At 37.1% G+C, this 14043-nt stretch carries 16 protein-coding genes and 2 tRNA genes; 10 read left to right on the forward strand and 8 right to left on the reverse strand.

The genetic code is table 11. The features are described 5' to 3' along the window. Nucleotide 1 precedes the first annotated feature (1 nt). Nucleotides 2–973: a glycosyltransferase family 9 protein gene (locus V0410_RS15540; RefSeq protein WP_330744784.1), complete on the forward strand. Its 972-nt coding sequence runs from the start codon at nt 2–4 to the stop codon at nt 971–973. Here V0410_RS15540 and V0410_RS15545 read toward each other — a convergent pair. The 4 genes from V0410_RS15545 to V0410_RS15560 all read right to left on the reverse strand — a co-directional run bounded on the left by V0410_RS15545 (nt 963) and on the right by V0410_RS15560 (nt 3668). After that, nucleotides 963–2084 (reverse strand): hypothetical protein, encoded by a 1122-nt coding sequence (locus tag V0410_RS15545; RefSeq protein ID WP_330744785.1) that lies wholly within the window; start codon nt 2082–2084, stop codon nt 963–965. The genes V0410_RS15540 and V0410_RS15545 overlap by 11 nt on opposite strands. A 114-nt stretch (nt 2085–2198) precedes the next feature. Next, nucleotides 2199–2273: transfer RNA gene (locus V0410_RS15550), tRNA-Val, on the reverse strand. 33 nt (nt 2274–2306) lie between these two features. Continuing rightward, a tRNA-Val gene (locus V0410_RS15555) sits at nt 2307–2381 on the reverse strand. Nucleotides 2382–2423: 42 nt separating this feature from the next. Further along, nucleotides 2424–3668 (reverse strand): bifunctional folylpolyglutamate synthase/dihydrofolate synthase, encoded by a 1245-nt coding sequence (locus V0410_RS15560; protein WP_330744786.1) that lies wholly within the window; start codon nt 3666–3668, stop codon nt 2424–2426. A 182-nt stretch (nt 3669–3850) separates the two neighbouring features. Between V0410_RS15560 and V0410_RS15565 the strand changes: the two genes are divergently transcribed. From V0410_RS15565 to V0410_RS15585, 5 genes are read left to right on the forward strand one after another with little or no spacing between them, the layout of a single operon-like run. Continuing rightward, nucleotides 3851–5173, forward strand: coding sequence for a TolC family protein (locus tag V0410_RS15565; protein WP_330744787.1), 1323 nt, complete (start codon nt 3851–3853; stop codon nt 5171–5173). 1 nt (nt 5174) lies between these two features. Next, a complete protein-coding gene (locus V0410_RS15570; protein ID WP_330744788.1) occupies nt 5175–5765 on the forward strand; it encodes a SprT-like domain-containing protein in 591 nt (196 codons plus the stop codon). A 2-nt stretch (nt 5766–5767) separates the two neighbouring features. Further along, nucleotides 5768–6850 carry a mannose-1-phosphate guanylyltransferase gene (locus V0410_RS15575; protein WP_330744789.1) on the forward strand — a complete coding sequence of 361 codons (1083 nt, stop codon included), beginning with the start codon at nt 5768–5770 and terminating at the stop codon, nt 6848–6850. Nucleotides 6851–6881: 31 nt separating this feature from the next. Further along, on the forward strand, nt 6882–7544 hold the full coding sequence (locus V0410_RS15580) for a hypothetical protein (protein ID WP_330744790.1): 663 nt from the start codon (nt 6882–6884) through the stop codon (nt 7542–7544). Continuing rightward, nucleotides 7513–8046, forward strand: coding sequence for a GNAT family N-acetyltransferase (locus V0410_RS15585; RefSeq protein WP_330744791.1), 534 nt, complete (start codon nt 7513–7515; stop codon nt 8044–8046). The genes V0410_RS15580 and V0410_RS15585 overlap by 32 nt, the downstream gene beginning before the upstream one ends. Nucleotides 8047–8137: 91 nt before the next feature. On the opposite strand, the gene bcp is transcribed toward V0410_RS15585, so the two are convergent. After that, on the reverse strand, nt 8138–8587 hold the full coding sequence (bcp, locus tag V0410_RS15590; RefSeq protein ID WP_137904532.1) for a thioredoxin-dependent thiol peroxidase: 450 nt from the start codon (nt 8585–8587) through the stop codon (nt 8138–8140). Nucleotides 8588–8620: 33 nt separating this feature from the next. Between bcp and V0410_RS15595 the strand changes: the two genes are divergently transcribed. Beyond that, a complete protein-coding gene (locus tag V0410_RS15595; protein WP_330744792.1) occupies nt 8621–9241 on the forward strand; it encodes an endonuclease III domain-containing protein in 621 nt (206 codons plus the stop codon). Between the two features lie 71 nt (nt 9242–9312). Here the strand turns inward: V0410_RS15595 and V0410_RS15600 are convergent, their stop codons facing one another. From V0410_RS15600 to V0410_RS15610, 3 genes are read right to left on the reverse strand one after another with little or no spacing between them, the layout of a single operon-like run. Next, nucleotides 9313–9759: a DinB family protein gene (locus V0410_RS15600; protein ID WP_330744793.1), complete on the reverse strand. Its 447-nt coding sequence runs from the start codon at nt 9757–9759 to the stop codon at nt 9313–9315. Between the two features lie 8 nt (nt 9760–9767). Then, nucleotides 9768–10325: a hypothetical protein gene (locus V0410_RS15605; RefSeq protein ID WP_330744794.1), complete on the reverse strand. Its 558-nt coding sequence runs from the start codon at nt 10323–10325 to the stop codon at nt 9768–9770. 5 nt (nt 10326–10330) lie between these two features. Beyond that, the gene (locus V0410_RS15610) at nt 10331–12127 is read right to left on the reverse strand and encodes a DUF885 domain-containing protein (protein ID WP_330744795.1); all 1797 of its coding nucleotides are present in this window, start codon (nt 12125–12127) and stop codon (nt 10331–10333) included. Between the two features lie 168 nt (nt 12128–12295). On the opposite strand from V0410_RS15610, the gene V0410_RS15615 reads away from it, so the two are divergent. The 3 genes from V0410_RS15615 (at nt 12296) to V0410_RS15625 (ending at nt 14043) form a co-directional block, all read left to right on the forward strand. Beyond that, complete coding sequence (locus V0410_RS15615) at nt 12296–12757, forward strand: hypothetical protein (RefSeq protein WP_330744796.1); 462 nt, start codon at nt 12296–12298, stop codon at nt 12755–12757. Between the two features lie 170 nt (nt 12758–12927). Further along, entirely contained in the window at nt 12928–13632 is a 705-nt protein-coding gene (locus tag V0410_RS15620; protein ID WP_047426580.1) for a MotA/TolQ/ExbB proton channel family protein, read from the forward strand. 12 nt (nt 13633–13644) lie between these two features. Further along, nucleotides 13645–14043 carry an ExbD/TolR family protein gene (locus tag V0410_RS15625; protein ID WP_062672905.1) on the forward strand — a complete coding sequence of 133 codons (399 nt, stop codon included), beginning with the start codon at nt 13645–13647 and terminating at the stop codon, nt 14041–14043.

Genomic DNA, 14043 nt, shown 5'->3' on the forward strand with positions numbered 1-14043 from the left:
CGTGAGCAGAATTTTAGCATATCGTTTTTCCGCATTCGGAGATGTTGCGATGACCGTACCTGTTTTCAGAGAATTTCTGGAACAGAATCCCGGCGTGGAAATTATTATGGTTTCCAGGAAAAATTTTGCGGCGCTGTTTGCAGGAATTCCTAATGTAACTTTTAAAGGGATCGATCTGGATGATTACAAAGGTCTTTTTGGATTGAGAAAACTGAGTAACGAACTGATCCGTGAATTTAATCCTGATTGTATTGCCAACCTCCATGATGTAATCCGAACCAAGGTTTTAGACAGAATATACAGAAGGAAAGGCCTCAAGGTCTTTAAAATTAATAAAGGCAAAGAAGAAAAAGAGCATCTTACGGATATCTGGAATCTGGAAAAGGTACAGCTGAAAAAAACAGTGGAACGTTATGCAGATGTTTTCCGTGAAATGGGCTTCAACGTTGAACTCTCTCATCAATTAAGACCGGTTTCTGCGCAAAAATCAGGGATTGGTTTTGCCCCTTTTGCCCAGCATAAAGGGAAAATGCTTCCTTTGGCAAAATCGTATGAGCTGGTAAGAATTCTTGCTCAGAAACATACGGTGTATTTCTTTGGAGGAGGTAAAAAAGAAACGGAAACTCTTGAAAAGTGGGAAGCAGAGATTCCTAATACAAAAAACCTTGCCGGAAAGTTAAATCTTACGGAAGAGCTCAATTATATTGCCGGACTGGAACTGATGATATCTATGGATTCGGCCAATATGCACCTTGCAAGTCTTGTGGGAACCCGATGTATTTCTATCTGGGGAGCTACCCATCCTTACGCCGGATTTCTGGGATTTGGACAAAGTGAGGAAGATGTTGTTCAGGTAAAAGACCTGAGCTGCAGACCATGTTCTGTCTTTGGAGATAAGGAATGTTACAGAGGTGACTGGGCCTGTCTTGAAGAATTTAATATCCAGAAAGTGGTGGAAAGGGTTAATTTTTAAAAATTAGCATTACTATTTCGTCTGCTTTAGCTTTATCGGAGTGACTTGCTTCTAAAATATTCTTTCTTTTTTCAGTGTCATGATAGTCCTTTCCAGCTGAGGTGATAATCTGCTGACGGATTTGGCTTATATCATCGCCATACAGGCATAAATTTGTTAAAACCGGATCATCTGTAATATTCCCGTTAATAATCACGAAACGGCTGTTGTAAAGCGTATTGAAAAGCTTCACTTTTGTTCCTGAATTCTGGTAAGAAATTAAAATATTGGCATGAGCACCTTCCAGAAGACGATAAAGGTTCTCCGTGGTTTGAATAGGAGTGAGGCTGATATTTTCCACTGCTGAGATTTTGTTTTTAATATCTTCACTGGCACGATCGGAGGCAACAACCAGTTGATATTGCGGTAGCGTTTTAAATAAACCGATAGTCTCATTTAATGCTCTTTTATTGTCAGCAGTGGTGAGATCTCCATGAAATAGAAAATACTTTCCTTTTTGATCCAGTTCCTTTACCGATTCATTACCGTGAAAGATATGAATCAGGTGTGCATTCTTTGAATAGGATTCGACTTCATGATATTCTTTTTCAGACAGACAGAATACAGCTTCAAATTTCTTTAAAAGTTTTTTCTGGTATCCTGTATATTTTAAAGATTCAATGGAGTAGATGATCTTTTTGAATAGGTTGTTCTCCGATCCGGAAAGACCTTTATAGTACTCCTTTTCGTTATTATGGTAGCGGAGATAGAGCTTATGGTCATTCTCTCTCAAAAACCGTATAATTTGGGTGGTTTGTAAACCCTCAAACAAGATGGGAGCTTTATTCCTTTCCAGATTTTTAATAAGTTCATCAGATTTTCTAATCGCAGCAGCGAAAGGCGTTGATGAAAAATAAAGCAGAGGATTCTTCTTCTTTTTGTAAAAAAATACATTTTCCGTAATCTCTTTAATTTCTCTGTCAATAGTTGAAGGGATCTGGTCTATGAAACAGTGAAGATGAATTTTTATTCCCAGATCAGATAAGGCCTTGATTTTATAATATACATCAATGATTCCGCCATAAGAAGGAGGGTAGGGATAATTGAATGATATGATGTGAAGCTGCTTCAAGTTCGGCTATTCGATGTAGGCAAAGGTAGATAAATATCAGGAAAACTGCAGGACACATTTAAATGCTTAGGGATAAAAATAAAAAAATCTCCCAGAAATCTGAGAGATTTTTTGTGGGTCCTGAGGGATTCGAACCCCCGACCCTCTGGGTGTAAACCAGATGCTCTGAACCAACTGAGCTAAGAACCCGAATTTTTTTGAAAGGTTTCGTTTCCTTTTCTGTGGGTCCTGAGGGATTCGAACCCCCGACCCTCTGGGTGTAAACCAGATGCTCTGAACCAACTGAGCTAAGAACCCTCTAGACTTGTTCTCTTGTTTAGAGTGGTGCAAATATACGACTTATTCTTTAATCTCCAAATTTTTTTCCAAAAAATCTCCCACTACAAAGTTGCTTCCGCCGATAAAAATCATTTCTTCATTTGTACATCGTTCTTTTGCAGAGAGATACGCTTCCTGCACGGAATCAAAAATTTTATAAAAAATTTTCGCCTCCTGAAGCAGATTTTCATAATCTTCGGGGTGTCTTCCCCTGTTGATGGATGGTTTTGCAAAATAGAACTCAGAATTTTCGGGAAGTAATTTCATCACATCATCTATTTTTTTGTCGTTCACAAACCCCAAAATAATATGCTTGTGCCTGTCAATTGAATTTAATTGTGAAAAAACATACTCCATACCTGCCTGATTGTGTCCCGTATCACAAATGGTAAGCGGATGTTGTGAAAATTCAAACCAACGGCCAATAAATCCTGTATTCTGGTGAACATGGAGAAGTCCTTTTTCCAATGCTTCATCAGAAATATTTACTTTAAGCTTTCTTAATTCTTCTACAGCGGCCAGCACGACTCTGACATTTTTCTTCTGGTAGTTCCCTTTCAGATCAGATTCCAGATCTGTACTGATAAGAGTGGCATCTATCAAAGGAGCATTTTCTTTCGCTGCTTTCTCCTTTATGATATTTTTTACAGCTTCATTTTCATCACCGGAAATAATAGGCGTATTGTGTTTAATAATCCCGGCCTTCTCTGATGCAATTTCTTCGATGGTATCTCCAAGAATATTCTGATGATCCAGCTGTACATTGGTAATAGTCGAAATCAAAGGATTAATAATATTGGTAGAATCAAGTCTTCCTCCCAATCCAACTTCAATAATGGCAAAATCTACCTGCTGCTGATAAAAATATTCAAAAGCCATAATGGTGGTAAACTCAAAAAATGAAGGACGGATATCTTCGGGAAGTTTCTTTAATTTTTGAATAAAATCAAAGACAAATTCTTTATTACAGTTTTTTCCATTCACCTTTATTCGCTCTGTGAAGTCGATAAGGTGTGGAGAATTATATAATCCGGTCTTATAGCCAGCCTCCTGAAGAACCGATGCCAGCATATTGCTTGAAGAACCTTTTCCATTGGTACCGCCAATATGAATGCACTTTATTTTATCCTGAGGATTTCCAAAGAAAGCACAAAGCTTTGTTATATTATCAAGTCCAGGTTTATAAGCCTTCTGTCCATCTATCTGATAGTTGGGCATCTGTACGAAAAGCCAGTCGATAGCTTCCTGATATTGTTCATTTGTCATGGTGCAAAATTCCCAAAAGTTTTTTTAAAATAAAATATAATTTTTCAATCTGTAACTTTTTTATATTTAATTCGTCTAATATTGAAAAATCTTAATATGAAATCGCTGTGATTCACAGGTAACAGTACTGATGAAGATGACACGGTTCCATATGACCATTAAAAACAAATAAACATATACATATGAAAAAAGTTTGGATCATCGTTTTTGGATTAGGTTATCTGGGTTTAAGTGCTCAGAAGAAATGGTCCTTAAAAGAATGTGTAAGCTATGCAGTGGAGCATAATCTTCAGGTTATCCAAAATCAGTATAACAAACAAAACCAGGAATATAATCTTAAAGCAGCCCAAAAAGAATATTTACCATCTGTATCGGGGAGTATGACGAATGGGGTGAGTTTCGGGCAAGGGTCATTAGGAGCGGGAAGTTTTAGAAACGACAGATTCAATAACAGTGTCGGTCTTGGTGCCGATATTTTGCTCTATAATAATGGAAGATTAGAGAAAAATGTACGAAAAGCCCAGTTTGATGTAGAAGCAAGCCAATATGACATTGAAACCATTAAAAATGATATCTCTCTTCAGATTGCTCAACAATATCTGACAGCCTTGTTGAATAAGGAGATTGTTAAAATCTCTCAGAGTGCTGTGGATAATGCCCAGAAACAGTTTGACAGAGCTAAGATCACAACCCAGGTTGGAACAACTGCCCAGACGGTTTTAGCTGAGGCTGAAGCTGCGCTGGCAAGAGAGAAACAAAACCTTAAAACGGCAGAAGTAAATGTTGGACGTGCCTTGTTTGCCATCGCCCAGCTATTACAGCTTTCCGATTATAAGGGTTTCGACGTGGAAGATGTAAATGTTCCGGAAAAGCTTGATTTACAACTTAATACTGTAGATGAGGTGCTTACAACGGCCTATGAGATACAACCGCAGATCAAAGCAGCCGAAAGCAGGATAAGATCTGCCGAAGCACAAACTGAAGTAACCAAAACAGCATTCTGGCCAACGTTAACAGCAAGTGCGGGTCTTAACACTTTCTATAACAGGCAGTTTGATCCTATGCCAGGTACTGTGCAGGGAACTTTTTTTGAACAATATAAAGATCAGTTCGGGCAAAATGTTGGGCTATCATTGAATATTCCTATCTTCAATAAAGGAAAAACAAAACTTCAGGTAGAACAGTCTAAGGTCAATGAGAGTATAGCCAGAAATACATTAGAACAACAGAAACAGACGGTAAGACAAAATGTTCAGAAAGCTCAGTTTGATGCTGATGCCAATTATGAAACCTATCTGGCTGCAGTGGAAGCTGAAAAAAGCTCAAAACTGGCTCTTGATTTTGCCGATAAAAGTTATGCTGCCGGAAGAACCACCATCTACGACGTCAATGTGGCGAGAAATAATTATGCAAATGCACAGGGATCAGTAGCGCAGGCAAAATATAATTATCTTTTTAGTCTTAAACTATTGAATTTCTATGCAGGAATTCCATTAAGTTTGTAAAATGCCAATTCAATCATTAGAAAAATACTTACCTCAAAATACACTTAAATATTTAAGAATCTGGTTTGCAGATTACTATATACATATAAAAGTTACAAGAAACAGAAATTCAAAACTGGGAGATTACAGAAAACTTCCGGACAATTCGCATGAAATTACGGTAAATTCAACCCTTACCCCACAACTTTTTTTCTTTGTGCTCACTCACGAGCTCGCACATCTGATTGCTTTCGAAAAATATGGACGGAGAATTTCGCCTCATGGCAACGAATGGAAACAAACTTTTAGAAATATGCTTCTGGAAAGCCTTGAGGTTTATGATGAAGAACTCAAACCTATCATTGTAAAATTTTCAAAATCGCCTAAAGCCAATTTCATGGCAAGCCCTGATCTGGTAAGATATTTTCATACTGAGAAACAGGATGATAGTCTTCATTTTATTGAGGAGCTTAAAAAGGGAGAATTTTTTATGTACCGCAACGAAAAGTATTTATTAGAAGGTCTGGTTAAAAAAAACTATCTTTGTAAGAACCTGGCTACTGGAAGGAAGTATTCTTTCAAGCCTTTAGCGAGGGTAGAAAAATGTAGCTAATAATGTTAAAATCAGATAGATATTGCGTTATAATGGCGGGAGGAATCGGGAGCCGGTTCTGGCCGATGAGTACGCAAAAATTTCCAAAACAGTTTCAGGATATTTTAGGAACCGGGCGCACTATGATTCAGCAAACCTATGACAGAATCAGCAAGGTAATTCCTAAAGAGCAGATATTCGTAATTACGAATAAAGAGTATGTTCCTGTTTCCCATCAGCAGCTTCCGGAAATTCCTGAAGAGAATATTGTGGGCGAGCCGTTGATGAAGAATACAGCCGCTTGCAATCTGTATATGGCCAATAAAATTGCTGAGATTAATCCGGATGCAACGATGATTGTATTGCCGGCAGATCATCTGATCCTTAAAGAAGATGTGTTTTTGGAGAAAGTGGAGCTGGCATTTGACCTGGCTTCAAAAAATGATTATCTGGTAACATTAGGGATTACCCCGACAAGGCCTGATACCGGATACGGATATATTCAGTTTGTAGAAAAAAAGGGATCGGAATATTTTAAAGTGAAAACATTCACAGAAAAGCCTATCCTTGAAATTGCCCAAAGCTTTTTGGAAAGTGGTGATTTCCTTTGGAATGCAGGAATTTTTGTATGGAATGTGAAAAGTATTCATCATGCCTTTGATCTTTATCTTCCAGAAATGATGCAGCATTTTATGGCTTGTGAGTACAACTCAGAAAAAGAAAACAGCTGTATTGAAACCATTTATCCGAAGGTTCAGAAGATTTCCATTGATAACGGAATTTTAGAAAAAGCAAAGAATGTTTATGTGATTCCATCAGATTTGGGATGGAGCGATCTTGGAACATGGACTTCCGTATATGAAAATACGGAAAAAGATAAAGACGGAAACGCGGTAAAACTGAAACATTTACTTTCTTATAATTCAAAAGGAAATATCATCCGTTTAAAGAATAATAACAAGGCCGTAATCATTGATGGTCTTGAAAACTATATTGTTGTAGATACAGATAAGGCACTTCTGATCTGTCCGCGTGATAATGACCAGCTCATCAAAGATTATGTTCTTGATTTGAAAAACTTTAAGAAAGGCGAGAAGTTCATGTAATATTTGGTATATTTCTGCTGATTTTTAAATTATGAGTAACACTGCAACCCGATTTACAATTCTTACATTTTTACTTTTGGGAATCTTAGGATATTCTCAGGAGAAGAAAAAGTTTTCAAGTATACCTTCTGTTTTGCAGCAGATCAACCCAGGAAGCAGGGTAGACTCGTGGGTGCTGATATACAACAGCTACGGGAAAGGTGAGGAAATAAAGACTTCGGGTAAGGTAAATTATACTCCTCAGTTCTCAGGATTCAATCTTTTCCCTAGTGAAGACAGCTTTTATTATATTGCTTACTCAGAAGGAGGTAAAGAAAATTATGTAACAGATGTAGAAGGATTAAAGAAGTTTGTTGACAGAATTGATAATGCTCAGGAGGCTGCGGTTGTATTAGCTGCTGAGGGATATATGGTGGATGAGGAATTCAAGGATCTTGCCGGCAATTACCATGAAGATCAATCGAATTACTATCTGGATCTTGGAAAACTGACCTCAAAGGAATGTCCATACCAGAAAACACATTATACAGTCACGGTAAATAAATCTACAGGTGCTGTAAGCAATGTAAAAGACAATGGAACGTATATTGAGCTTTACAATAAGAAATGTGCTAATAACCCGAGATTGTTGAAAATCGAAAAAAAAGAAGAACCAAAGAAAGATGAGTCTAAAAAAACACCCAAACGCAGATAATATCTATGAGACAGAGCGATTAATCCTTCGTCCCATGTCCCGTGAAGACAAAGATTTCGTTTTTGACCTTTATAACAGACCCAAATTCATTCAACATATCGGCAACCGCAATGTTAATTCTGTTGAAGATGCCGAAAATTATATTCTCAACAGATTTGCTCCCCAGATTGAAAGACTTGGATTTGGAAACTATCTTTTAATAACCAAAGATGGGAATGAAAAAGTAGGGGCAGTAGGAATCTTCGAAAGAGAAGGGCTTGATATCGTGGATATAGGATATTCTTTACTGGAAGAGTTCGAAGGTAAGGGATATGCTTTTGAAGCAGCCCAGAAAGTTAAATCGATCGGAATGGATGATTTCGGATTAACAAAAATATCAGCCATTATTTCAAAGGATAATATTTCTTCCCAAAAACTGATCGAAAAATTAGGGTTGAGGTTTAAAAAACACGTCATACTTCCAGGCGAAACAGAGGAATTAAATTACTACGAAACCGAATAATAAATCCCCAAAAAACATTTTCACAAATAACACAGTGATATAAATCGTGTTATTTGTGAAAGCATTTGTGATATTTGTGTTGCAAAAAGAATTAACCTTCCAGAATCTGCTCAGCAGCAGTCTTTGAAGTCACTTTCTCGATAACTCTTGTACAGACACCATTTTCATCGAAAATAAAAGTCGTTCTTACAATTCCCATATACGTTTTTCCAAACGTTTTTTTCTCCTGCCATACCCCGAACTTTTCAATGATATCACGGTTTTCATCCGCGATAAGATCATAAGGAAATGCAAATTTACTGTGGAAGTTCTTCTGTTTCTTTACGCTGTCACCGCTTACTCCCAGTAACTGATACCCTGCTTTTTCAAGCTTGGAATAATTATCACTTAGATTGCATGCTTCCACGGTACACGTTGGGGTATTCGCTTGCGGGTAGAAGAAAACCACCAGTTTTTTTCCTATTAACTTTGATGAGGTTACCGTTTCTCCGTCTTGATTGAATCCTTCAAATTCAGGTAATTTATCTCCAACTTTCAGCATAATGATTTAATTTTGTTCAAATTTAAGGGTTACATGACAAAAAAACAAAGAGCTGAGCTCGTTCAGATAGAATTGGATAAATTATATCCGACTACACCTATTCCTTTAGATCACACCGATCCGTATACATTAATGGTGGCCGTAGCACTTTCCGCGCAGACCACAGATAAAAAAGTTAACCAGGTAACACCTGATCTTTTTGCCGTGGCAGGAACTCCACAAAGAATGGCCAAGCTGGAAGAATTTGAAATCAAAGAACTCATCAAAGAAATCGGACTTTCCAATACCAAAGCCAAAAACCTTAAAAGAATGGCAGAACTTCTGCTGGAACGTCATAATGGTATCGTTCCGCAAACTTATGAAGAATTGGAAGCCCTTCCGGGCGTAGGGCATAAAACTGCATCAGTGGTGATGAGCCAGGGTTTCGGGTTTCCTGCTTTTCCGGTAGATACCCACATTCATCGTCTGATGACACAATGGAAACTTACCTCAGGAAAAAACGTAGTAGAAACAGAGCGTGACGCCAAAAAATTATTCCCTGAAGAAGTATGGAATAAACTTCACCTTCAGATTATTTTCTACGGAAGAGAATATTCTCCGGCAAGAGGAAAAGGAGAGAAAGATTTTATTACGAAAATGTTATTTGAGAAATAATATTCTAGATATCTTCGTAATTTCAACCATGTCAAGTTCAAAACCTTGACATGGTTTTGTAAAAAGAATGATTAATTATCCAACAACCTTCTGTGATAATTAACCTGCCCCAGATGATAATCCAGATGAGCAAGCAGATGGATCAGGAAGTAATCGGTTGTCATGGCACTTTCAAAAACAACCAATGGATATTCTTTTTTCAGGTCTTCATCGGACAATTGGGAAAGTACTGAATCTATCATTGCCGCAGTGGCTTTCACCTTTTCAATAAGTTCCGCTTTGGGAATATCCTTTGACGAAAATTCCAGGTCACGCTGCCTTACATATCCTGTGTTTCCAAGGTGTGTTCCGATAAAATGATTAAGATTTCCTACCAGATGAAGTGTTAGATTACCCGCAGAATTGGAAATGTTTTTATCCGTTTTCCAAAGATTTTCTTCGCTTTGATAGGCTTCCAGTTCCGTTTTTAACTTATTTAAATCTCTGTTGTAAAGAGATCTTAGACTTTCTGTGATCATATTAATTTTTATAGTATTATAGTTTTAAAATATCCTCTAAAGCGCTTATAAACTAAGCTGTCAATACTGCATTTATAATCTATGAAGCCATAAATGCTGTCATTTTTATTGAATTTGTTACTATTTAGAATCAGTTTCTGACTTAAAACACGGACCTTTTTGAATTTTTCTTCACCTTTTAATGTTTTAGGATCGATATCTTTTATATAAAACTGATTGTTAAATACCTTAATCAAAATCCCGTTGCCAAAATATCCATTGTAATTATTCAGTTTAATATTAAGCGTATCAGCCTGAGTGATAGCTTTGCATTTGTAATCGTCAAATAGAAATATCCCTTTACGAAAACCATCTGAATAACTCGCAGCCTGAACAATATGTGCTGTTCTTGATTTACTTTTAACAATTTCACTATTGTAAAGCTTCAGTTCCGGATATTTAGAGAGAAGTAGAATAGTATCATTATCAGGTAAGTTTGTGTCAATAGTAAAATTTTCAAAATTTAGTTCCTTTTGACAACTCAAAGTCATCAATAAAATACCGGAAAAAAATAAAAATAGTTTCATTGAAACTATTTTTGCTTTTGAGCCCAAAGCTCCATTTTTCTGTTCAGAACGTCCAGCGGAAGACATCCCTGGCTTAAAACTTCATCATGGAAGCTTGCCAGATTGAATTTGTTTCCCAGTTCTTTCTGATATTTTTCTCTCAGCTCACGGATTCTTAAGGATCCTATTTTGTAGCCTAAAGCCTGTCCCGGCATTGCCATATATCTTTCTACTTCTGCAGTGGCCGATGCTTCATCATAAGAAATGTTGCTTAAGAAATATCTGATGGCTTCTTCTCTTGACATTTTTCCGGTATGCAGTCCTGTATCTACTACAAGTCTTACTGCTCTCAGCATCTGATCGCTTAAATATCCCATCTTCTGGTAAGGATCAGTATATAAACCGAATTCAGGACCTAATGTTTCACAATAATGAGCCCATCCTTCACCATATGCTCCCAACCATCCGAATCTCATGAATTTAGGAAGACTTGTATTTTCCTGCTGAAGAGAAACCTGATAGTGATGCCCCGGAATCGCCTCATGAAGGAAAAGAGATTCCATTCCCGAAGTAACGTTGAATTTGGTAGGATCAGGAAGCGGAACATAAAATATACCTGCTCTTTTTCCATCCGGAGTTCCCGGCATATATTCTGCGCTGGCACTTGCCTCTCTGAATTTCTCTGTCTGTCTGATCTCAAACTTTGTTTTTGGCGTTACATTAAACATTGTTTTCAGCTTCGGAGTGATTTTCGTTAAGATCCCGTTGAATGCATTTAAAACTTCCTTAGATGTTTTAAAAGTCATTGCCTTTGGATCCGTCTTAACAAAAGTGATAAATTCTTCCAACGTTCCGGTAAAACCTACCTGCTGTTTTACTTTCTCCATTTCTGCGCGAAGCATTGCGACCTGTTGAAGCCCGATCTTATTGATCTCTTCAGGTGATTTCTTTGTGGTCGTCCAGCTTTTTACATAATAGTTGTAGATTTCATTGCCGTTAGGAAGGCTGTTATATCCATCCGTATCTCTTGCCTTTGGCAGGTATTCTTTTTCTAAAAATGTTCCCATTTTAGTATAAGCCGGGATGATTTTTTTCGTAATAGCATCTTTGTAAAGTGCTGAGAATTTTTCTTTCTGAGCCTCTGTAAAGTTTTTAGGGAAATTTTTAACAGGGCCGTAGAAAATATTCTTTTCCATATCGGAAGTAGTGATTTCCTCAGCTCTCATCTGAGGAATCATTTTGATAACCAGTTTTTTAGGAAGCACTATTTTATTGTTGATTCCTTCACGGAAGTTGTCCGCAGCAGCATTCATCCACTCCGGAAATTTTTCCATTCTTTTCAGCCAGTCACTATAGTCTTTTTCGGTTTTAAAAGGCTGATTGCCCTGTCCGCTTCCATACAATGGGAAAGTAAGTGGCAGCCCTCCGAACTGAGTGAAAGGAATATATTCCGGATGATAGGCATAGCCCTCAATTTTATCTTTTAAAGTATAATCCAATACATCATATACCACTTTATCCTCATCAGAAAGACTTTTGTAATCTACATGTTCCAGCTGTTTCTGTACAGAATTGTAGAACGCTACCTCTCCTGAGATAAAATCTTTATCAATATTGATAGGAAGCTGGTCGTTATATCTTGTATCTCCTTGTGCTGTAGCATCTAAAGGATATAACTTAAGATATTGCTCATAATAGTTCGAAGCGATAGAATCCAGGTTGCTAGGTGTCACTTTTGTAAGGGGAGAATCCGATTTTTTGCAGGAAGCAAGACCGATCATCAACCCCAAGCCCAGAATACTTTTTGATAAAATGTTTTTCATCTCACAATCTTTATGAAAACAAAAGTAAGTATTATTGGGATATTCATGCTTATTGAATGCATTGATTTTAAAAAATTATTTTCAAAATCCTTTTAACTTTGAATCAATTTTTTATCTTTGTCTAAAACGTTTAACAATCATATTATTACAGTTCTTTTTTAAGAAAAAATGAAAGGGATTTTAAAAATTTACCATCCGGACGAAACGCTAAAATACAATATCAGAAATACTTATTGTAAGGCCGTTTACAGCAACCAGCAACATTTTTTAGAGGTTGAAGTGATTACGGATGACAGTTTGGATCACGTGGACGATGATTCATTACAGTACAACTTTCCGCAGCTTTCACTTGAAGTTTTTGATTTTCCTATCGAATCGGCGGAAATAGAAGGGAAGACCATCACAATCAATGACTCTGATGAAGAAACCTATACAGAAGTAGACCTTTTTGATGACGAAGATGCCTATATCTATGATAATGAGCTTCTTTTTGAAAAAAATGAAGAAGGGGAGCTTCAGGTTATCTGGAAAGGAACTATTGATGATTTCTATACCGGATCAGATACACCGATCCCTTTTAGATTAAAATGCGAATTTAAACAAGATGATATTGAGGTAGAAGAAGACTAACCGAGCTTCTGCCTTTTTAACTGTACATTTCTTTTCAAATTATTTTTGGAAAGAAATTTGCTGTTTGTAAAATTGTAACAAATTTTAAGTTGTTTTTAAGCAATTTTTAAGAGTTCAATTCATAATATTCTCCTACATTTGTCGTTGAAATTTAATAAAATTTACATTTAATGCTGTTAACGGAACTTTCTCAGATTTTATTCGCACAAATCGCTACCCCTGCAGTTGCTGCAGACAACTTGGAGTTCTCATTCTGGAAAATTATGTTCCATGGAGGAGCCTTCGCTAAAATAGTGATGGTCACTGTATTACTATTGGGAGTGTTTTCTCTATACCTGTTTTTTGAAAGGTTTTTCTTTATCAAAAGGCTGACATCAAAAACAGATTCCAACTTCATGAACAATATCGAAGACTTCATCAAGGCCGGAAAAATAGAGGCAGCAGCAGATTACTGCAAAACCCAGAACTCTCCGGAAGGAAGAATTTTAGAAAAAGGAATTTCCAGATTAGGACGTCCCGTTTCTGATATTGTAAGTGCTATGGAATCACAGGCACAGGTAGAGGTTGCCAATATGGAAAAAAATCTGAACCTTTTGGCTGTTGTACCGAGTATCGCACCGATGCTGGGACTTCTCGGAACAGTAATCGGGATGATTATTGCTTTCTTTAATCTATCTCACGCAACAGGATCATTCTCTCCGAAAACACTTTCAGAAGGTATTTATACCGCTTTAGGGCAGACCGCTGTAGGTTTGGCTGTAGCGATTCCTGCCAACTTCTGTTATAATATTCTACTGACAAGAATTGATAAATTTGTCCTGAAAGCCCAGAATATGTCAGGAGAATTTTTAGACCTTATCAACAAACCTTTATAAATCTTTCTTACGATGAAAATTCAAAGAAGAAATAAAGCGAATCCGGAATTCAGTTTAGCAGCGATGACAGACGTTATCCTGTTGATGCTGATTTTCTTTATGATTACCTCTTCGGCGGCCAATCAAAGTGCCATCGATGTGAATCTTCCGAAAGCCGGAGCAGTTGATGATAATATTCCCAATCCTTTAACGGTAAGCATCAAGCCGGACGGTTCATTTTTTGTAGATGATAATCCTGCCAATAAAGGAGAACTGGAGCAAATCATTGTAGATAAATTAGCCAGCCAGACCAATAAATCATTTACGATCAGAGCAGATGAAAACACATTGCATAAAGATGTTGTTTTTGTGATGGAAATTGCTGAGAAACATAAATTTAATATTGCTATTGCAACCGTTAAAGACAAATAA

It is taken from the genome of Chryseobacterium sp. CP-77, from assembly GCF_036362765.1.
In the GTDB taxonomy this organism is placed as follows: domain Bacteria; phylum Bacteroidota; class Bacteroidia; order Flavobacteriales; family Weeksellaceae; genus Chryseobacterium; species Chryseobacterium cupriresistens.

Excerpts from the sequence above, each read along its gene's own strand:
- V0410_RS15560 (WP_330744786.1), bottom strand. The coding sequence starts at position 3,668 with ATGACAAATGAACAATATCAGGAAGCTATCGACTGGCTTTTCGTACAG.
- V0410_RS15580 (WP_330744790.1), top strand. The coding sequence starts at position 6,882 with ATGAGTAACACTGCAACCCGATTTACAATTCTTACATTTTTACTTTTG.
- V0410_RS15595 (WP_330744792.1), top strand. The coding sequence starts at position 8,621 with ATGACAAAAAAACAAAGAGCTGAGCTCGTTCAGATAGAATTGGATAAA.
- V0410_RS15585 (WP_330744791.1), top strand. The coding sequence starts at position 7,513 with ATGAGTCTAAAAAAACACCCAAACGCAGATAATATCTATGAGACAGAG.
- V0410_RS15605 (WP_330744794.1), bottom strand. The coding sequence starts at position 10,325 with ATGAAACTATTTTTATTTTTTTCCGGTATTTTATTGATGACTTTGAGT.
- V0410_RS15625 (WP_062672905.1), top strand. The coding sequence starts at position 13,645 with ATGAAAATTCAAAGAAGAAATAAAGCGAATCCGGAATTCAGTTTAGCA.
- V0410_RS15575 (WP_330744789.1), top strand. The coding sequence starts at position 5,768 with ATGTTAAAATCAGATAGATATTGCGTTATAATGGCGGGAGGAATCGGG.
- V0410_RS15620 (WP_047426580.1), top strand. The coding sequence starts at position 12,928 with ATGCTGTTAACGGAACTTTCTCAGATTTTATTCGCACAAATCGCTACC.
- bcp (WP_137904532.1), bottom strand. The coding sequence starts at position 8,587 with ATGCTGAAAGTTGGAGATAAATTACCTGAATTTGAAGGATTCAATCAA.
- V0410_RS15600 (WP_330744793.1), bottom strand. The coding sequence starts at position 9,759 with ATGATCACAGAAAGTCTAAGATCTCTTTACAACAGAGATTTAAATAAG.
- V0410_RS15570 (WP_330744788.1), top strand. The coding sequence starts at position 5,175 with ATGCCAATTCAATCATTAGAAAAATACTTACCTCAAAATACACTTAAA.
- V0410_RS15565 (WP_330744787.1), top strand. The coding sequence starts at position 3,851 with ATGAAAAAAGTTTGGATCATCGTTTTTGGATTAGGTTATCTGGGTTTA.
- V0410_RS15615 (WP_330744796.1), top strand. The coding sequence starts at position 12,296 with ATGAAAGGGATTTTAAAAATTTACCATCCGGACGAAACGCTAAAATAC.
- V0410_RS15610 (WP_330744795.1), bottom strand. The coding sequence starts at position 12,127 with ATGAAAAACATTTTATCAAAAAGTATTCTGGGCTTGGGGTTGATGATC.